Genomic DNA, 18,545 nt, shown 5'->3' with positions numbered 1-18,545 from the left:
ATCGTCAGTTCAGCAGTTCCCAGCCGCGCCGGGTCAGGCGGTGGCGGACCGACCTGCCGTTGCGGTGGGTGGACACGAAACCCGCGGTGCGCAGCGCGGTGGCGTGCTGCGACGCCGTGGGCAGGCTGATGCCCACGTGCTTGGCGAGTTCGGTGGTGGTGCGTTCGGAGGTGAGCGCCCGCAGCACCAGCGTCCGGGTGCGTCCCAGCGCCAGTTCGAGGCTGGCGCCGCTCGGCTGAGGCGCCGTGACGGGGTAGAACAGCAACGGCTGCGGTTCGGCGAACATCGACACCGCCGGGCGGGTCAGCCCGTTGAGCACCGGCACGATGAGCATCCCCGTGCCGCGCAACGAGATCTCGGTGTCCCAGCCCAGTTCGACGTGCAGCGCCGGCGAGGTCCACGAGATCGACGGGTGCAGGTGGCCGAGCAGCTCTCCCAGCCCGCGCGTCACGGCCTGCGAGGACCGCAGGCGCACCTCGGCGTCGAACCCCTGCCGCGTCTGCGGCCAGTTCGGGCCGAGCAGGTCGCGGAAACCGGAGTGGAACGCGGACCTCAGGTCCTGGCGCGAGGTCGGGGTGCCGGCCGCGAACGACCGCAGCCACGGTGACGTCGTGCCGAGCATGCTCGCGATCTGGTCGCGCACCCGCGTCGACGGCACTTCGAGCACCTGGCGCACGGCGTCGTCGAAGTCGGGCCGCGCGGAGTTGAAGAAGTCGGGAATGAACCGGCCAGGTCTGACCAGTTCGGCGAGCGGGCGGATCTGCGGCAGCAGCAGACGGTCCCAGTTGCCGCTGTGCAGTGTGAACACCAGTTCGTACATCGGCAGTGGAGCCGACGCGAACCGCGTGCGCGCCAGATCTTCCAGCTCGAACAGAATTGTCAGTCCGCGCCCCTTGGGCACGGATTCGGACATCACGATCGGCATGTGCTTCCCCCCGGAGTGCCCCCCACTTCCGACGGTACGCAGACTTCGTTGTCCGGTGTCAGCGTTGTTCCACTTGACAACGTTCTGCGGACAAACTCTCAGACGAACGGCCCCGTCTGCTCGGTGAGCTTCAGCAGCAGGTCACGGGTGCGGTCGCGTTCTTCGTCCGACTCCTGGCCGCGCCACAGGAGATCCGCCAGCGTCACTCCATCGAGTGCACGGGAAATGAGGTCCGCCCGCTGTGGGTGCAGGCCGTCCGAATCGGTCTGCTGCCGCCAGCGGGTCGCCGCGACGTCCAGGCGCTGCTGAAGTTCCGGCACGCCGAGCAACGCCGTTACGACAGACGGGTGAGACCACAGGTCGTCCGGCACGAAGGTCGCCCTGATGTGCGCGCGGGTCCAGCGGCCGGGTGTGTCCTCCGGTTCGAGCAGGCTTTCGACCGTCGTGTCGTAGTGGTCGAACCACTCCTCGATCAACCCGACGATCAACGCCTGCTTGGTGCGGAAGTGGTGCAGCAGGCCTCCCTTCGAGACGCCCGCTTCTTTCGCCACGGCATCGAGGCTGATGTTCGGGCCTTGCTCGCTCAACGCGCGCGCGGCCGCGGCGAGCACCTCTCTGCGGGTGCGGGGCGCGTTGCGCTGCTCTCCGGGCATGTGATCAACCTAGCGGTTGCTTAGCCGACCGTCCAGACGGTACGTTATTTGCAGACCAGATGGTCGGCTGAGGGGGTTCGTCATGCGGAAGTGGGCAGCGCTCGGCGTGCTCGCGCTCGCGTTGTTGTTGATCGCGGTGGACGGCACGGTGCTGGCGCTGGCGATCCCGGCGCTTCAGCACGAACTGGCGCCCACCGCCGCGCAGGTGCTGTGGATCGGCGACATCTACTCGTTCGTGCTCGGCGGCCTGCTGGTCACGATGGGCACGCTCGGCGACCGCATCGGCCGCAAGAAACTGCTGCTCCTGGGCGCCGCCGGATTCGGGGCGGCGTCGCTGCTGGCCGCGTTCGCGCCCTCCGCCGAGTGGCTGATCGCGGCGCGCGCCCTGCTCGGCGTGGCGGGCGCGACGATCATGCCGTCGACGCTGTCGATCATCCGCAACCTGTTCACCGACCCCGCCGAACGCACGCGGGCGGTGGCGGTGTGGGCGGCGACGGCCACAGCCGGTGCGGCGCTCGGGCCGTTGGTCGGCGGCGTGCTGCTGGAGCACTTCTGGTGGGGCTCGGTGTTCATCATCAACCTGCCGGTGATGGCGGCGCTGTTGGTGTTCGGCGCCTGGTGGCTGCCGGAGACCCGTGACCCGAATCCGGGACCGTTCGACCTGGTCAGCGCGCTGCTGTCGGCCGTCGGCGTGGTGCCGCTCGTGTACGCGATCAAGGAGGTCGCGCTGGCCGGCCCGACCTGGACCGCGGTGCCGGCCGGAGCGGTCGGCGTGGCGGGCCTGTGGTTGTTCGTGCAGCGGCAGCGGTCGTCCGCGCATCCGATGATCGACGTGGCGCTGTTCCGCAACCCGGCGTTCAGCGGCGCGGTGGGCGCGACGATGATCGCCGTGTTCGCGCTGACCGGGCTGGTGTTCTTCCTGTCGCAGTACTTCCAGAACGTGCTGGGCTACTCGCCACTGGAGGCCGGACTGCGGGAACTGCCGCTCGGTGTCGCGGGCATGCTCGTGATCGCGGTGATCGGACCGGTGGTGCGCAAGCTCGGCGTGGGCCGCGCGATCGCGGCCGGCCTGCTGGTCAGCGCGGCGGGACTGGCGATCGTCGGTTTCTCGGCGCGGTACGGCGCGATCGCGGTGGCGTTGGTGGTCATCGGCGCCGGTGTCGGGCTCGCGCTGACCCTGACCACGGACGCCGTGGTGTCGGCCGTCCCCGCGGACAAGGCGGGCGCGGCATCCGCGGTGTCCGAGACCGCGTACGAACTGGGCGCGGCGCTGGGCATCGCGGTGCTCGGGACCGTGCTGTCGGCGTGGGCCGCCACCGGCACGTTCACGGAGGCCGTGCAGGGCACGGCGCTGGTGGCGGCGGCGCTGCTCGCGGTGGCGGCCTTCGTGGCCTACCGGCTCATTCCGGGCGGGACGCCTCGGCCAGCCGTTCGTGCAACCGTTCCCTGATCTGGTCCGGCGTGTAGGCCTCGCGGCGGCGCTGGTTCCGGGCGACGACCGCGCCGCTGGCAGCGACTCCCGCGAAAGCGGCGATGCCGAGCAGCTTCCAGAGCTTCATGTGCCTAGGCTAGTCGGTCATGGCGACAACACTGGACAAAGCCGTCGAGATGACCCGCACCGGCGACGTGTGGGTGTTCCGCGGGCGCAGTGCGGCGGACCGGGCGATCCAGGCCATGACCAACAGCCCGGTCAACCACGTCGGCATGGCGATCGTGATCGACGACATGCCGCCGCTGATGTGGCACGCCGAGCTCGGCAAGTCCTTGAAGGACATGTGGTCGGGCACCCATCAGCGCGGCGCTCAGCTGCACGACCTGCGCGACGCCGTCGTGACGTGGCACGACAAGTACGGGCAGCGGGCCTGGTTGCGGCAGCTCGACCACGAGGTGACGCGCGAGATGGAGGACGCGGCGCTCAGGACGGTGGCACGGCTGGACGGCACGCCGTTCCCGTCCACTGCCAAGCTCGCCTCGCGGTGGGCACGCGGGCGGATTCCGTTGCGCCCCAAGGGGGACGCGACACTCGAGAGCGCGTTCTGCGCGGAAATCGTGGCCGTGACGTACGAGGAGATGGGGTTGCTGCCCCAGCGCAGGCCCAACTGGTACGACCCCGGCAAGTTCTGGAGCGGCGACGACCTCGACCTGCTGCGCGGCGCGAAGCTCGGCAGGGAGATCGAGATCGTCGTCATGTGAGGGCCGCGCCGACTGCACGCGTGCGGGCGGGCCGATCGTCCTGGCCGGACCTTCGGCGCCCGCACGTCAGGCGGACCCGGTCGCACCACGGTGAGCACCAGCAGCACGGCCACTGTCCGCAAATCGACTGATAACTATCAGCCTCTTGACCGGGAACGAGCGGCCCCACACGATGGGAGCGGTCTCACACCGGGAGCTGACAACGATGTCACGACTGCTCGTACTCGTGCTCGCCCTGCTGTTGCCCGCCGCGCCCGCCGTCGCCGCACCTGCCGGCTGGACGGTGACAGGCCCCGGCCAGGTCGTCGCGGAAGTAGCCCTGAACAGCGGAAACCTGACATTGGCCGTACGACGGCAGGGCAGAACGGTGCTCCAGCCCGCCGCGGTCGGCCTCACGACGACCACCGCGGACCTCACGAAGGACCTGACGTCCACCGGACGCAGTGACCGCGTTGTCATCGACCGCTACACCATGCCGACCGGCAAACGGCTGCAGCGCGCCACCCGGATGAACGAGGCCAGGTTCGGCTTCCGCAACGCGAGCGGCAGCTTCGACCTGGTCGTGCGCGCCTCCGCGGACGGCGTCGCCTACCGCTACGTGCTGCCCGCCCCGGCGACGATCACCGGAGAGGCGTCGAGCTTCAGCGTTCCGGCGGACTCGAAGGCGTGGCTGCTCCCCTACAACGCCTGGTACGAGGCCAACCGCGTGCGCACGACCGCGGGCGAGGCCACCGGCGACTTCGGCTACCCGTCGCTGTTCCAGACGGGACAGGACTTCGCGCTGCTCACCGAGTCCGATGTGGACGGCCGGTACGCGGGCAGCAGGTTGCGCAGGAGCGGCAGCGGTTTCCAGGTCGTGCTCGCCGACGCACAGGTCGCGTCGACGGGAACCACCCCCTGGCGCACCGCGATCGTCGGCGATCTCGGCACGGTCAGCACCTCCACGCTCGTGGACGACCTGGCGAGTCCCGCGAAATACACCGACACGTCGTGGATCAGGCCGGGCAAGGTCGCGTGGTCGTGGCTGAGCGAACATTCGAGCCCGAGCGACTTCGCGCGGCAGAAGCAGTACGTGGACTTCGCCGCCCGCAACGGCTGGGAGTACGCGCTGGTCGACGAGGGCTGGAGCGCCGCGTGGGTGCCGGAGCTCATCCGGTACGCCCGCGCGCAGGGCGTGGAGATCCTGCTGTGGCTGCACTGGAGCGACCTCGACACCCAGCAGGAACGCGACACCGTGCTGCCCAGGATCAAGCAGTGGGGCGCCAAGGGCGTGAAGCTCGACTTCATGGAGTCCGACTCGCAGGACCGTTATCGCTGGTACGACGCGGTGTTGCAGAAGACGGCCGACCTCAAGCTGATGGTCAACTTCCACGGTTCCACCATTCCGCACGGCCTCGCGCGCACGTGGCCGCACGTGCTCACGATGGAGGCCGTGCGCGGCGCCGAGAACTACCCGCCCGCCGCCAACAACCCCGTGCAGTTCTTCACCCGCAACGTCGCCGGTTCGATGGACTACACGCCCGTGTCACTCGAAGTCGGCACGAAGGAGGCGTCGATCGCGCACGAGGTCGCGCTGCCGGTCGTCTACGAGTCGGGCTGGACGCACTTCGCGGACAAACCCGAGGCCTACGAACGGCATCCGCAGGCGTTGCGCTACCTCGACCAGATCCCGACGGTCTGGGACGAGACCAGGCTGCTCAACGGCGACCCGGACTCGCACGCCGTGGTCGCGCGCCGCAACGGCGACAGGTGGTTCGTCGGCGCCATCGCCACCCAGGACCTCACTCTTCAGGCGCCACTCGGGTTCCTCGGCGGCGGGCAGTGGCTGGTGGAGACCGTCCGCGACCCCGCCATCAGGGCCGACGTCGTCCGCGACGGTCAGATCCTGCGCGGTTCCGACACCCTCAGCGTGCCCGTCCAGCGCAACGGCGGCTTCGCGGCGGTCATCTGCCGGTACCGGCCGGGGTTGCGGACCTGCGACCAGCCGATCCGGCAGGTCCCGAAGACCACGCTCACCGTCACGCCCACCGGGCAGGTCGACACCCCGGCGGGGTCGACCGTCGAGGTGGCCGGCACGTTCACCAACGGCGACAAGGAGATCCGCGACGTCAAGCTGACCGCGACCGCCCCCGAGGGCTGGTCCGTCAGCGGTCCGGCCGTGCAACGCCGCAGGCTCGCGCCGGGCGAGTCGATCAGCGGGAGCTGGCAGCTCCGCGCGGGCACCCAGGTCGGCCCGGTGGACGTGCCGATCGTCGCCACCTTCGGCGACGTGCACGTCGAGCAGGCGGTCAAGGCGTTCGTGCCGCCCCCGACGCCGGCGAACGGCGCCCAGGTCAGCGATCTGCCGTTCATGAGCGAGAACAACGGCTGGGGCCCGGTGGAACGCGACAGGTCCAACGGCGAGAACACCGGGGGCGACGGCAACGTGCTGACCGTCGGCGGCGTCACCTACGCCAAGGGACTCGGCACGCACGCGCCGTCCGAGGTCTCGGTCTACCTCGGCCGCGACTGCGAGCACTTCACCGCGAAGATCGGCCTCGACGACGAGACCGAACAGCCGGGCTCGGTCTCGTTCCAGGTCTACGGCGACGACAAACCCTTGTACGACAGCGGAATCATCCAGGGCAAGGGAGCGGCGGTGCCGATCGACGTCGACGTCAGCGACGTCCGGATGCTCAGTCTTCGCGTCACCGACGGCGGCGACGGCCGCAACTTCGACCACGCCGACTGGGCGGAGGCGGCGCTGACGTGCTGATCAACCGCAGAACGTTCCTCTACGCCACAGGTGTGCTGGCGGTCGCGCCGAAGGTCTCGTTCGCACAGCTCAAGGACACCTACTACGAGGTGCTGCTCAGGCACACGAGGTGGGCCGAGACGCAGTACGACGCCACGGCCGGACGGTATCGGCGCACGGACTTCGGGTTCGCGGTCGTGCTCGGCAACGCCGTCCTGCTCACCCGAGGCACCTACGACGCGTCCCTGGCAGGTGTCGAGAAGGAGGTTCTGCGCGACCACACGCTCGCCACGATCAGGCACTTCGCGGCGAGCAACGTGCTGGCGGGCGGCACCGAGTGGGGCAAGACCCTGTTCTGGGACACCACGTTCCAGTCCTACTTCGTACTGGCCGCCCGGCTGCTCTGGCCGGACCTCGACGCGCGGACCCGGGCGAACGTGGAGGCGATCGCACGCGGCCAGGCCGACTACACGACCTCGCTCGGCACCGCGAACGACCCGCGTTCCGGCAGCTGGACGCCGAACGGCCTCACCGGCGGCCACCGCGGCGACACCAAGCTGGAGGAGATGGGCGTCTACGCCCAGTCGCTCGCACCCGGACTGGCCTGGCACGGCGACGGACCGGGCTGGCGCGAGGCGTTCGGCCGCTGGAGCCGCAACGAGGCGGGACTGCCCGCCGCCGACCTCGCCAATCCCTCCACAGTGGACGGTACGCCGATCTCGGCCAACACGGCGACGAACCTGCACGACACGTTCGTCGTCGAGAACCACGGCTCGTTCGGCCCGCACTACCAGGAAGAACTCTGGCGCACCTCCGGCCGCAACGCCGTGCACTTCCTGCTCGCCGGACGACCGCTGCCCGAGGTGCTGACCAGGCAGCCGAACGGGGAACTGTTGTGGCGCACCATCCTCGCCACGATGAGCGACGCCGGCGAGCCGTTGATGCCGATGGTCAACGACCGGGAACACCTCTACGGCCGTGACGTCATCCCGCTCGCGTTCCGCTCCACGGTGCTGCGCGACCCGATGGCGGCGTGGGCCGAGTCGGCGCTCGCGTCCCGGCTGCTCGCCTACCAGGCACATCCGCCCGTGTACCGGCTCGCGAAGTTCTCCGGCGAGGCCAAGTACGAGCCGGAGGCACGCGCGGAGCTCGCGATCAGCTACCTGCTGCACGAACTGCGCCCGCCGGTGGCCCCGGCAACGGACTTCTTCACCCGCGCCGCGATCACGATCGACCACGGCGCCGACCCCGGTCTGCTGACGCACCAGTCGGCGGCCGCGTGGGCGGGCACGGTGACCAAGCCGGGGTTCACGAAGCTCGCCTGGCAGCCCGCGCACGACGACTGGCTGTTCAAGATCAGCGGTGCGACCCCGATGCTGCTGCCACCGGCGGCCGTCACCGGACGCGACACCGTTGTCTACCAACGAATACGGGACGGTTTCGACGCGACCGCGAGCCTGCTGCGGTTCGCGGACGGGTTCGCCGGCACCGCCACCCTGCCGACCGGCACGATCGTGTGCGCACTCCCCCGTCCCGGCCGGGTCGACGTGCACAACCTCGCGATGGCCGGGATGCCCGGCCTCACCGGTTCCCGCACCTACACGGGATCGGCGGGCCGCGTCACGGTCCACGCGCGGGAAGGGTTCCGGGTCGACGAGCTGACGTTCCCGGCGACGTCCGCGCGGCACGTCCGCATGGTCGGCATCACCCCGCATCCGACCTACGGCTACTCGTTGTTCGAGTTCGAGGTAGGTCGGGGAACGGTGACGGCCTCGTCGTTCGATCCCGGCTACGAACCGGCGAAGGCGATCGATGGCGATCCGGCCACGCGCTGGGCCGTCGCCCGTGCCGAACGCGGCCGCGCGGACAGCTGGATCGCCGTCGACCTCGGCACCGCCACGACCGTGCAACGCGTGCGCTTGCGTTGGGAGACAGCGGCCGCGGGCGCGTACCGCATCGAGACGTCGCTGGACGGCGCCGCGTGGACGACGGCGGCCGAATACCCGCGACCGGATCTCAGCACACCGGGGTGGCTCGACGTGGACGGCCGGGCGGGGTTCGTCGCGCGGTCCCCCGAGCCGATCACGGTGCACGGCGACACGATCACCGTCCCCGCGGGACTCGTCGAGGGGTACGTCCGAGCCGATCTGCGCAAGATCGCGGCAGAGCAGGCCCCGGAGTGCCCGCCAGGAGTGCGGGCGAGCACCGCGGACGGGTTCCTCAGCCTCTTCAACCTGTCCGGCGCGGACGTCACCGGAACCGTCCGGCTGCGCGGCACCCGCCTGTACCGGGGCACGCAGGTCACCACCCGCGACGGCACCGACTACGCGCTCACCCTGCCTTCCGCCACCGCCCGGATCGAGGCGCCCTGGTTCACCGCCCGCGGCATCCCGCCGGGCATCACGGCCGTCGTGCACGACGGGCAGCGGGTCACTTTTCGCGGTGGCCCGGCCATGTTCGTGCTGATCCATCGCGACGGCCGCAGCCTGCCGGTCGTGCTGGGCAGGGCCGAGCGCACGGTGAGCATGCCGCCGGCCACGCCGTTCCCGATCAACGACCTGGCGCTGGGCCGCGTCACGTTCCCGAACTCCGTGCTGCCGCCCGGCATGAGCGATCCATCAGCGGCCGTCGACGGCGAGCAGCACACCGCGTGGAAGCCGGGACCGAACGGCCGCATGGTCGTCGACCTGGGCACGACCCGTGCGATCGGCGAGGTCGATCTGCAGTGGACGGCCGGGCCGGTGCCACCGCACACCGTCACGTACAGCGTGGACGGCAGGACCTATGGGGCCGACACCACCGCGCGGTACGTCGCCGTGTCGACCGGCTGGCGACCAGGGCATGCTTCCCTTCGCTCCATCGTGGTCCGAACATGAAGGTTTAGTCACCGAACAGTCGGCAATCCACAGTCATGTTCGACGGATTGCGATCCGCCTCCCGCGAGAGCGTGGTCAGGGCGGTGTGGAACGTCCCGAGGCTGCTGCGCCACCCGGTGTGGCGCAGCACGGATCCGCACGAGGGCAACGGGCTCGGCGTCGTGCTCGTGCCGGGTTTCGGCGCCGGTGAGGCCAGCCTGTCCCCCGCGGGGTCGTGGTTGCGCGCCCGCGGCTACCACCCTGGCCGGTCCGGAGTCGGGTTCACCGTCGGCTGCACCACGGAGCTGCTGACAAAACTCCTGCACAGCACCGAGAAGCACGCCGAGCTCACCGGCCGTCCGGTGGTGCTGCTCGGCCAGAGTCGCGGCGGCTGGCTCGCGCGACTCGCCGCCGCCCGGCGTCCCGACCTCGTGCACGGCCTGGTGATGCTGGGCAGCCCCGTGCTCGACCCGATGGGCGCGCATCCCAACGTCCTGCGCGTCGCCCGGTTCCTGACCCGTCTGGCCGCCGCAGGTGTGCCCGGGCTGCTCGACGACGACTGCATGCGCGGGCCTTGCTTCGACGAACACATCAAGGCGCTCGCCGAACCGTTGAAGGTCCCCGCGATCTCCATCTTCTCGCGGCTGGACGGCATTGTGCCGTGGGAGCTGTGCCAGGACCCGTGCGCGGAATGCGTCGAGGTGCGCAGCACGCACACCGGCATGGGGTTCGACCCGCAGGTCTACGAAGCTCTCGGCCCCCGACTCGCGGCCTGGGCGCGGAAGGACGTCGAGGTCAGCGCGTGACCGGCACGATCCGGGCGTCGAGCAGCACGCCGTCCTCGACGTCCAGCAACCCGATGGTGCCCTGCGGCTGACGACGCTTGTCCGTGGGCGAGCCGGGGTTGAACACCCGGACGCCGTTCTCCTGCTCGTCCCACGGGATGTGCGAATGTCCGAACACGACGAGCCTGGCGGCGGGGAACCGGCGGCGCATCCTCGTCATCCGGCCGGTCTTCTGGCCGCTGTCGTGGATCATCGCGAACGGCAGCCCGCCGATCTCGGCCTCGACCACGTCCGGCGCGCCCCAGGCCACCACGTCGGGCCCGTCGTTGTTGCCGCACACCGCGATAACGGGCGCGTACTGCGCCAGCTCGTCCAGCACCGGCGCCACGCAGACGTCTCCGCCGTGCAGGATCAGGTCCGCCGACCGCAGATGTGACGCGACCGAGGCAGGGCACCGCTTCCAGTACCGCGGCGCGTGCGTGTCGGACAGCACGACGACTCTCACGGCTGCGACCTTGACATCCTCTTCGTCCTCAAGAGACGGAGACTCTCTCCACGCTGCGCGTGGATCGCGCGGCGTCTGAGTGGGTTACCGCTTCGCGGCGCGGTGCCAGCACGGATGCTGGTCTTACCTGCGCTCCACGGTCGTTTGAGTTGTCCGCCTGCCCGGCGGCCAACACGTTCCTGGCGGCGTTGATGTCCCGGTCGTGGACACTGCCGCACGGGCACGTCCACGACCGCACGGACAGCGGTTTCGGCCCGTCGATCCGCCCGCACTCCGAGCAGGTCTGCGAGGTCGGCAGCCACCGGTCGATCCGGGCGAACCCACGCCCGTACCGGGCCGCCTTGTACTCCAGCATGCCGGAGAAGCTGGCCCACCCGGCGTCGTGCACGGACTTCGCGAGCCTGGTACGGCACAGACCGGCCACGCACAGGTCCTCGACGTACACCGCTTGGTTGTCGCGGATGATCGCCGTGGACAGCTTGTGCTGCCAGTCCCGCCGCGTGTCGGCCACCCGCGCATGCGCGCGGGCAACCTTGATGACAGCTTTCCTGCGGTTGTTCGAGCCCTTGACCTTGCGGCTCAGCGACTTCTGCAACCGCGCCAGCCTGCGCGCCGCCTGACGCAGGAACCTCGGCGCCGCCACCTTCGTCCCGTCCGAGAGCACCGCGAAATGCGTCAGGCCCAGATCGATACCGACCTCGGACTCCACCGCCGGCAGTGCCTCGTCCTGCCTCGTCGTGACGACGAACGAGGCGAAGTACCGGCCGGTCGCGTCCTTCACGATCGTCACCGACGACGGTTCAGCGGGCAGGTCACGCGACCAGCGCACCGCGAGGTCACCGATCTTCGGCAACCGCAACCGCCCGTTGCCCAGCACCGCGAACCGCGCGTTGCGGGTGAACCGCACGGCCTGCCGGTTGTCCTTGCGGGACCGGAACCGGGGCCGGGCGACCTTCCGGCCCTTGCGTCTGCCCGTGACCGAGGCGAAGAAGTTGCGATACGCGATGTTCAGATCCGCCAGCGCCTGCTGCAACACCACCGCCGACACCTCGCCCAGCCACGCCCGCTCCGGCGTCGTCTTGGCTACGGTGATGACCTGTTTGGACAGCTCGCCGTCCGACAGATACGGCTCGCCGTTCTCGTGGGCCGTCCGGCGTGCGCGCAGTCCGTCGTTGAACACCACTCGCGCACACCCGAACGCCCGCGCCAGCGCGTCCCGCTGACCTGGCTCCGGATAGACGCGGAAGTTGTACCGCAACTGCACAGCGCCATTATATTCCGTTGGTTCCATGGAGAATCTCGCCGGTGTTCGTACTGGCCAGCACTGTGTTTTTCGCGCTTCACGCGCACTTGGTCTTCGTGACGAAGTACCGGCACACGGTGTTCAGCGACCAGCACCTGACCCGGCTGGAAGAGACCAAGCGGGCGGTCTGCGCCGACTTCGACACCGACTGACCGAGTTCAACGGCGAGAACAGCCACGTGCACCCGCTGGTGAGCTTCCCGCCCAAGGTCGCGATCTCGAAGCTGGTCAACAGCCTCAAGAGCGTCTCCTCCCGCAGGATGCGACAGGAATTCCCCGAACTGACCCGCCACTACTGGCGAGCACAACGACTCTCGTCCGGGTCGTACTGCGCCGGTTCGGTCGCAGGCGCGCCGATCAGCGTGCTGCGGCAGTACATCGGGCAGCAGAACCGGCCGGGCTAGAACACGTTCGGCCGTGACCGGCCGCCCGCGCGGGCCTTCACCACCGGGCTGAAACCCGGCGCACTAGCCCGCATTACCGGTAACAACCCCGGCCGCACGCGGCTCTTCGGCTCCTCGACGAATAACCGCGCGCCGCGATGGGTACCTGACCTGCATGGCGAGGGCGATCTGGAGCGGTTCGGTCAGTTTTGGACTCGTGAGCATCCCGGTGGAGCTGTACAGCGCCACCGAGGACCACACCGTGCACTTCAACCAGTTCCAGCGCGGCACGTCCGACCGCATCCGCTACAAGCGCGTGAACGAGCGCACCGGCCGCGAGGTGCCCTACGACAAGATCGTGAAGGGGCACGAGGTCGACAGCGGCGAGTACGTGGTCGTGGAGCCGGAGGAACTGGACGAGATCGCGCCGGGCCGCAGCCGCACGCTCGACATCGAGGCGTTCGTGGACATCGACGAGATCGACCCGGTGCACTTCCAGAAGACCTACTGGCTCGGGCCGGCCAAGCCCGAGTTCTCCCGCCCGTACCTGCTTCTCGCGCAGGCGATGAAGAAGACGAACCGGGCGGGCATCGCCATGTTCGTCATGCGCGGCAAGCAGTACCTCACGGCGCTGACGGAGGACAAGGGCATTCTCGCGGTGCACACGCTGTTCTTCGCGGACGAGATCCGCAAGCCGAAGGACGTGCTGGACGTGACCCCGGAGGGCCGGGCACCGCGCGGCAAGGAGCTCGACATGGCGGTGTCGCTGGTCGAGTCCATGGCCGACGAGTGGCGGCCCAAGGACTACCGCGACACCTACACCGAGCGCGTCACCAAGCTGATCAAAGCCAAGCAGAAGGGCCGCAAGGTCAAGGTCGAGGACGAGCCCGCCGAGGCCACCGGGGTCATGGATCTCATGGAGGCGTTGCAGCGCAGCGTCGAGGCCAGCAAGAAGAAGCGGAAGGTCAGCTGACCACGAGCGCCGTCGCATTGTCGGTGCCACGCGCGTAGAGAGCCGCACGCACCAAACGCTCCGCCGTGGCGTGCCCGGACATGATCGCCTCGATCCCGTTGTGCCCCAACGGTCCGTAGATGCCGTCGGACACGAGAGCGAGCCGTGGTGCACGAGTCGTCGCACGGCCGATGTTCTCGGGTGTGGCGTGGCGGACGGTGTTCGTGACGACGTGTTCCATCCGCGGTTCGGCCTTGATGCCGCGCTCACGGAAGTACTCGGCGACCGTGTGGTCCGTGGTGAGCTGAACCAGGTCCGAGCCGTTCGAGGCGTACGCACGGGAGTCGCCTGCCCAGGCCACGTCGAAGCCGCCGTCTGGACGGGCGGTGGCGACGACGATCACCGCGTCGCCGACGTGCACCTGGAGGGCGTCGCGGGCGGCGAGGATCGCGGTGACCGGGTCGGCGAGCAGGGCGGCGGCTCGCGCGGCTGCCCACGCGGCTTCGGCGGCGGACGCGGAGTCGCCCACACCGTCGGCCACCACGAACGTGCGGCGGTGCTGCGCAAAAGCGTCGGCGTTGTACGTGCGCGGCCCACGCTCCGACGCGTGGGTCACGGTGAGCGCGGTACCCATCGGCATGGTGGCCAGTGGCATCGTGCGATCGATCAGCATGGCGGACCTCCCTGACCTCCACTAAGCCGCGTGCAGCTAGGAGTCTGCTGTCAGGACCCTGAGAAATTCTCTAGAACTTCGCCGCCCTGCGAAACCGGTCCGCGGCCCGGAGCAACGCCGTGGCCAGTTCCGTCGTCCATGCTCTCGCCTCCGACGCGGGCACGCTCAGTCGCACGACGCCCTGCGCGGGCCACCGGTCGGCGACGCGTGCCGCCACGAACGCCCGCACGACGTGGGCGTTCGTAGCGGATGGCCGAGCGCGACCACACCATCGTGCGGTGGGCGGAGATGGCGCGGGGCAGGCACTTCGCGGCGCTGAAGGTGCCGGAGCTGATGGTCGCGGAACTGCGAGAGGCGTTTCTTCTGCGAGGCCTGCGCTGGAGCGACTACGGTGATCACCGTGCGGTTCACGGTCTTCGGCGGGGTCTCGGCACGAACGGGCGACCGCACGACCGAGTTCGGCCCGACCCGGCTGGGGGCGCTGCTCGGCGTCCTGCTCGTCGACGCTGGCCGGGTGGTGAGCGCCGACGACCTGGTCGAGCGCGTTCTCGGTGACGCACCCCCACCCCGTGCCCGCGCGATGATGCAGACGTGGCTGACCCGGCTGCGGCACTCGCTGCCCGGCCTGGTCGAACGCGACGGAGCCGGTTACCTGGTGCGGGTCGATCCGCTGGAGATCGACCTGCACCTGTTCCGGCACCTCGTGCGCACCGGCCGCACCACCGAGGCACTCGCTCTCGCCGGCAGGCCTCTTCTGTCCACACTGGACACGCCGTGGGCCCGGCAGCTGCGCGCGGGCTTCGCGGACGAGCTGCTCGCCGCCCGGCTCGACCACGTCGACGCCCGGCTGGCCCAGGACGAGCACTCGGCGCTGGTGCCCGAGTTGCAGACCCTCGCCGCGCAACGCCCGCTGGACGAACGGATCGCGGCCCAGCTGATCGAGGCGTTGCACGGCAGCGGGCGCGCGGCGGAGGCGTTGCGGCACTTCGAGATCGTGCGCGAACGGCTGGCCGGCGGGCTGGGTGCCGAACCGTCCCGGCACCTCGCGACCCTGCACCGGCGGCTGCAGACCGCCTCCGCGCCGCGGCAGTTGCCGGCGGCGCCCAAGCCGTTCACCGGCCGGGCGCTGGAGCTCGCGGAGCTCGACCGGGAACCGAACGGCGTCGTGGTGATCACCGGTACCGGCGGCGTCGGCAAGACCTCGCTCGCCGTGCACTGGGCGCACCGCGTGGCGGCCCGGTTCCCGGACGGCCAGCTCTACGTGAACCTGCACGGGTTCGGACCGAGCGGCGCGGCGGTGAGCCCCGGCGACGCGCTGCTGCGGTTCCTCTCGGCGCTCGACGTGCCGCGCGCCCAGGTGCCGCACGACCTCGCCGGGCAGTCGGCGCTGCTGCGGGACGCGCTCGCCGACAAGCGCGTGCTGATGCTGCTGGACAACGCGACGGACGCCGACCAGATCGAGCCGTTGCTGCCGCGCACCCCGAACGCGCATGTGGTGATCACGAGCCGTACGACGCTGAAGCCCGCGCACTCCCACGCGTTGCCGTTGGGGCTGCTGCCGCCCGACGACGCCCGCGAACTGCTGGCCGCCCGCATCGGGCACGACCGCGCGCGTGCGGAACCGGACGCGGTCGACACGGTGGTCCGCCGCTGCGCCCGCCTGCCGCTGGCACTCGCGGTGGCCGGGGCACGGGCGGCGACGCAGCCGGAGTTCCCGCTGGCGACGCTGGCCGACGAGCTGGCCGACCTCGACGCGTTCGCCGACGACGATGACGTCACGGCGGACCTGCGTTCGGTGTTCTCCCACTCCTGCAAGGCGTTGAGCCCCGCGGCACTGCGGCTGTTCCGGCTGCTCGGGCTCATGCCGGGCTCGGACATCAGCCTCGCCGGTGCCGCGTCGCTCGCCGGGCTGGACGAGTGGGAGACCGGCACGCTGCTCGCCGAACTGGCGAGGGCGAACCTGCTCGACGAGCCGGAACCGGGCCGGTTCACCTGCCACGACCTGCTCCGCGACTACGCGGCCGAGCTCGCCCTCGCCGGTGAACGGGACGAGGCGCTGCACCGGTTGTTCGACCACCTCGCGCTGACGAGCGTCGAGGCGGCCGTCGCGTACACGCCCGGCCGCCATCGCCCGGCGACTCCGGAACCGGCCGCGGGCGTGGTGGTCCACCGGTTCGGCACGCACGAGGAAGCGCTGGCGTGGCTCATGGCCGAGCACCCGGCGCTGATGGCGGCGATGCCCCACGGCACCGCGACCCAGACGTGGCTCATGGGCTGGTCGCTCGCCGACGCACTGGACCGCCAGGCCCGCTACCGCGATCTGCTGACGTCCCAGCAACTCGCGGTCGCCGCGGTCGAGCAGCTCGACGACGCCGACGGCCTGGGCCGCACGCTGATCAACCTCGGCCGCAGCCTGAGCCGCATGCGCAGACCCGACGAGGCCACGGCCGCACTGCACCGCGCGTTCGACGTCTACGAGGGCGACCCGGCGGGCCAGGCCGGCGTGCTGCTGAACATCGCGATGCTGACCCCGGACGACCGGATCGCCGAGGCGCTGGAGCACACGCGGCGCGGGCTCGCGCTGTTCGAGGAGTGCGGCGACTCCTACGGGCATGCCAACGCGCTGACCGGGCTCGCGTGGGGCCACGCCAAACTCGGCGAGTACGCCAGAACCGTGGAGTACGCGGAGCGCGCGATGCGGATGTGGCGGGCGATGGACCACCTGATCGGCCAGGCCGAGGCGTGGGACAACCTGGGCCTGGGCCACCTCGGGCTGGGCGAGCACGCGAAGGCCGCCGAGGCGTTCACCCGGTCGTCCGAGATGTTCCGGCTCGGCGGCGACCTCGCGCACGAAGCCGGTGCGCACGAACAGCTCGGCGACACCCACGCGGCCGCGGGTGACACCGAGCCGGCTCGAGAAGCCTGGCGGAAGGCCGTCGAACTACGCACCGAAGCCGGCCTTCCGACCGACCTCGTGCGCGCGAAACTACAGGCCGAAGGCCAGTAGCACGCTGCCGTTCGGGCTCGTGAACTCCGGGTAGTAGCCGGACTGCACGTACACCATGCCGTCCGACACCACCGCGCCCGTGCCGGGACCGGACATCGTCCCGCCACGCCCGGTCAGCCCGTTGACACCGCGAACGTCCTGAACGGTGTCGTAGGACCAGAGGATCCTGCCGGTCTTCGCTTCGTACGCGCGGAACTTGCCGTCCGCGGCGCCGAGCCAGACCACGCCCGGCGTGCTGGACACCGGCAGGCCGTGCGCCCGTGCACAGCTCGGCTGGCCCGCGGCCCCGCCCGTCGTGCAACCGTCCTCGGGCGCCGGGGTCTCCCACAGCACCTCGCCGGTGCCGGGGTCGACCGCGAAGAGCGTGCCCGGCTCGGCGTAGTAGGTCGCGATGTAGAGCCGCTTGCCGTCGTAGCTCGATCCCCACTGGATGCCGGAGACGCCACCGCTGGGCAGCGGCACGCCGAGCTGACGGCGCCACACGACCTGCCCCGTCGAGGCGTCGAACACGTGGTACACACCGGACTTCTGGCCGACACCGACGAGTTGGCGGCCGTTGACCACGAACAGGTTCGGCGTCGCGCCGATATCGTAGTCGAGGTTGGTGCCGTCCTTCAGTCCCGGGCAGTACCCCTCGGCGTCGGGGGTGTTGCACGCGTCGCGCCAGGTGTCGGCGTCGGTGACCTGGTTGGTCCACTTCACCGCGCCGGTGCGGGCGTCGAGCGCGAGCAGCGAGTCGAACTCGCCGCCCTTGCCGGTGTAGTTCTGACCGGTACCGACGTACAGCGTGCCGGTCCTGCGGTCGATCACCGGCGAGCTCCACACCCCGGCGCCCGACGGCTCGAACCGCTTGGCGCCGTTGGGCCACGTGCCGACCTCGACCGGTTCCGGCACCGTGTAGTGGCGCCACACCAGCGCACCGGTGTCGATGTCGTAGGCGTCGACGTGGCCCCGGAACGTGCAGCAGGCGTGCGTGATCGGCAGCGTGTTCTCGGCACTGGACGTGCCCACGTACAACAGTCCGTTGTGGACGATCGGCGAACTGGTGGTGGTCGAGGCGATGCCGTCGTCCATCTGCACCTGCCACCTGAGCCGGCCGGTGCGCTGGTCGAGCGCGTAGAGGCGGCTGGAGTTGTCACCGAAGAAGACCTTGCCCTCGGCGACCGTCGGCCCGTCGGAGTTGTACGTGTAGTGGGCGGCCGTCGGGAGCGTGAACTCCCACTTCGCCCTGCCGGTGCGCGCGTCCCTGGCGTAGAACTTCCGGTCAGGGCCACCGAAGTAGATGGTGTCCCCCACGACCGCGGGCTGGCTGCGGACGCCGTTGAACTCGCTCTTCGGATAGGCGAACGCCCACTTGAGCTTGAGCTTTCCGGCGTTGCCCGCGTGGAGCCGCCACTCCGCGGCGTTGTGCCGGGAGCCGTTGAGGTCCTTCTGCCACCCCGCCCAGTCGCCGTTGGCGTGCGCCGTCGCGGGTGACGCGGTGAGCACTACTAGCGCCGTCGTGAGCAGCGCTGTGGTCTTGAGCATGAGTTCCCCCTTCCACCATCAACCCTGGCAGTGGAGGAAGGGGGAAACACC

The 18,545-nt window shown here is 70.2% G+C and carries 15 protein-coding genes and 1 pseudogene; 8 read left to right on the top strand and 8 right to left on the bottom strand.

Translation table 11 applies throughout. The features are described 5' to 3' along the window. Positions 1–4: 4 nt before the first annotated feature. Positions 5–925 carry an ArsR/SmtB family transcription factor gene (locus ACIRG5_RS09780; RefSeq protein ID WP_402902701.1) on the bottom strand — a complete coding sequence of 307 codons (921 nt, stop codon included), beginning with the start codon at positions 923–925 and terminating at the stop codon, positions 5–7. Between the two features lie 98 nt (positions 926–1,023). Beyond that, positions 1,024–1,578 carry a TetR/AcrR family transcriptional regulator gene (locus tag ACIRG5_RS09775; RefSeq protein ID WP_402902698.1) on the bottom strand — a complete coding sequence of 185 codons (555 nt, stop codon included), beginning with the start codon at positions 1,576–1,578 and terminating at the stop codon, positions 1,024–1,026. Positions 1,579–1,660: 82 nt separating this feature from the next. Here ACIRG5_RS09775 and ACIRG5_RS09770 point away from each other — a divergent pair, with 82 nt between their 5' ends. Beyond that, the gene (locus tag ACIRG5_RS09770) at positions 1,661–3,028 is read left to right on the top strand and encodes an MFS transporter (protein ID WP_402902697.1); all 1,368 of its coding nucleotides are present in this window, start codon (positions 1,661–1,663) and stop codon (positions 3,026–3,028) included. Here the strand turns inward: ACIRG5_RS09770 and ACIRG5_RS09765 are convergent. After that, a complete protein-coding gene (locus tag ACIRG5_RS09765; RefSeq protein ID WP_402902695.1) occupies positions 2,979–3,137 on the bottom strand; it encodes a hypothetical protein in 159 nt (52 codons plus the stop codon). The genes ACIRG5_RS09770 and ACIRG5_RS09765 overlap by 50 nt on opposite strands. Positions 3,138–3,156: 19 nt before the next feature. On the opposite strand from ACIRG5_RS09765, the gene ACIRG5_RS09760 reads away from it, so the two are divergent. The 4 genes from ACIRG5_RS09760 to ACIRG5_RS09745 all read left to right on the top strand — a co-directional run bounded on the left by ACIRG5_RS09760 (position 3,157) and on the right by ACIRG5_RS09745 (position 10,166). Further along, positions 3,157–3,771 carry a hypothetical protein gene (locus tag ACIRG5_RS09760; RefSeq protein ID WP_402902693.1) on the top strand — a complete coding sequence of 205 codons (615 nt, stop codon included), beginning with the start codon at positions 3,157–3,159 and terminating at the stop codon, positions 3,769–3,771. Positions 3,772–3,976: 205 nt separating this feature from the next. Beyond that, positions 3,977–6,526, top strand: coding sequence for a glycoside hydrolase family 97 catalytic domain-containing protein (locus ACIRG5_RS09755; protein ID WP_402902690.1), 2,550 nt, complete (start codon positions 3,977–3,979; stop codon positions 6,524–6,526). Further along, on the top strand, positions 6,520–9,381 hold the full coding sequence (locus ACIRG5_RS09750) for a discoidin domain-containing protein (protein ID WP_402902687.1): 2,862 nt from the start codon (positions 6,520–6,522) through the stop codon (positions 9,379–9,381). Before ACIRG5_RS09755 ends, ACIRG5_RS09750 begins: the two co-directional genes overlap by 7 nt. 35 nt (positions 9,382–9,416) lie before the next feature. Beyond that, positions 9,417–10,166, top strand: coding sequence for an alpha/beta fold hydrolase (locus ACIRG5_RS09745; RefSeq protein WP_402902685.1), 750 nt, complete (start codon positions 9,417–9,419; stop codon positions 10,164–10,166). Here the strand turns inward: ACIRG5_RS09745 and ACIRG5_RS09740 are convergent. After that, positions 10,156–10,650, bottom strand: a complete 495-nt coding sequence (locus tag ACIRG5_RS09740) for a metallophosphoesterase family protein (protein WP_402902683.1) — start codon at positions 10,648–10,650, stop codon at positions 10,156–10,158. The genes ACIRG5_RS09745 and ACIRG5_RS09740 overlap by 11 nt on opposite strands. 28 nt (positions 10,651–10,678) lie before the next feature. Further along, positions 10,679–11,914, bottom strand: coding sequence for an RNA-guided endonuclease InsQ/TnpB family protein (locus tag ACIRG5_RS09735; protein WP_402902680.1), 1,236 nt, complete (start codon positions 11,912–11,914; stop codon positions 10,679–10,681). A 25-nt stretch (positions 11,915–11,939) separates the two neighbouring features. Between ACIRG5_RS09735 and tnpA the strand changes: the two are divergent. Together tnpA and ACIRG5_RS09725 are read left to right on the top strand one after the other, a co-directional pair. Further along, positions 11,940–12,356 (top strand): annotated as a pseudogene (gene tnpA, locus ACIRG5_RS09730) (IS200/IS605 family transposase). A gap of 196 nt (positions 12,357–12,552) precedes the next feature. Further along, positions 12,553–13,308 carry a Ku protein gene (locus tag ACIRG5_RS09725; RefSeq protein ID WP_402902678.1) on the top strand — a complete coding sequence of 252 codons (756 nt, stop codon included), beginning with the start codon at positions 12,553–12,555 and terminating at the stop codon, positions 13,306–13,308. Here ACIRG5_RS09725 and ACIRG5_RS09720 read toward each other — a convergent pair. After that, entirely contained in the window at positions 13,301–13,960 is a 660-nt protein-coding gene (locus ACIRG5_RS09720; protein WP_402902675.1) for a PP2C family protein-serine/threonine phosphatase, read from the bottom strand. The genes ACIRG5_RS09725 and ACIRG5_RS09720 overlap by 8 nt on opposite strands. Positions 13,961–14,030: 70 nt before the next feature. After that, positions 14,031–14,189, bottom strand: coding sequence for a hypothetical protein (locus ACIRG5_RS09715; RefSeq protein WP_402902672.1), 159 nt, complete (start codon positions 14,187–14,189; stop codon positions 14,031–14,033). A 171-nt stretch (positions 14,190–14,360) separates the two neighbouring features. Between ACIRG5_RS09715 and ACIRG5_RS09710 the strand changes: the two genes are divergently transcribed. Next, positions 14,361–16,967 (top strand): BTAD domain-containing putative transcriptional regulator, encoded by a 2,607-nt coding sequence (locus ACIRG5_RS09710; RefSeq protein ID WP_402902671.1) that lies wholly within the window; start codon positions 14,361–14,363, stop codon positions 16,965–16,967. On the opposite strand, the gene ACIRG5_RS09705 is transcribed toward ACIRG5_RS09710, so the two are convergent. Beyond that, entirely contained in the window at positions 16,947–18,494 is a 1,548-nt protein-coding gene (locus tag ACIRG5_RS09705; protein ID WP_402902668.1) for a PQQ-binding-like beta-propeller repeat protein, read from the bottom strand. The two genes, ACIRG5_RS09710 and ACIRG5_RS09705, sit on opposite strands and share 21 nt — an antisense overlap. Between the last annotated feature and the right edge of the window lie 51 nt (positions 18,495–18,545).

Source organism: Lentzea sp. NPDC102401 (genome assembly GCF_044765805.1).
GTDB classification, from domain to species: domain Bacteria; phylum Actinomycetota; class Actinomycetes; order Mycobacteriales; family Pseudonocardiaceae; genus Lentzea; species Lentzea sokolovensis.
The sequence above is the reverse complement of the archived record's forward strand: the minus strand, read 5'-3'. Positions and strand labels throughout refer to the sequence as shown.

What these genes read in the sequence shown, in the direction of transcription:
- ACIRG5_RS09780 (WP_402902701.1), bottom strand. Translation starts at nt 925, where the DNA reads ATGCCGATCGTGATGTCCGAATCCGTGCCCAAGGGGCGCGGACTGACA.
- ACIRG5_RS09775 (WP_402902698.1), bottom strand. Translation starts at nt 1,578, where the DNA reads ATGCCCGGAGAGCAGCGCAACGCGCCCCGCACCCGCAGAGAGGTGCTC.
- ACIRG5_RS09770 (WP_402902697.1), top strand. Translation starts at nt 1,661, where the DNA reads ATGCGGAAGTGGGCAGCGCTCGGCGTGCTCGCGCTCGCGTTGTTGTTG.
- ACIRG5_RS09765 (WP_402902695.1), bottom strand. Translation starts at nt 3,137, where the DNA reads ATGAAGCTCTGGAAGCTGCTCGGCATCGCCGCTTTCGCGGGAGTCGCT.
- ACIRG5_RS09760 (WP_402902693.1), top strand. Translation starts at nt 3,157, where the DNA reads ATGGCGACAACACTGGACAAAGCCGTCGAGATGACCCGCACCGGCGAC.
- ACIRG5_RS09755 (WP_402902690.1), top strand. Translation starts at nt 3,977, where the DNA reads ATGTCACGACTGCTCGTACTCGTGCTCGCCCTGCTGTTGCCCGCCGCG.
- ACIRG5_RS09745 (WP_402902685.1), top strand. Translation starts at nt 9,417, where the DNA reads ATGTTCGACGGATTGCGATCCGCCTCCCGCGAGAGCGTGGTCAGGGCG.
- ACIRG5_RS09720 (WP_402902675.1), bottom strand. Translation starts at nt 13,960, where the DNA reads ATGCTGATCGATCGCACGATGCCACTGGCCACCATGCCGATGGGTACC.
- ACIRG5_RS09705 (WP_402902668.1), bottom strand. Translation starts at nt 18,494, where the DNA reads ATGCTCAAGACCACAGCGCTGCTCACGACGGCGCTAGTAGTGCTCACC.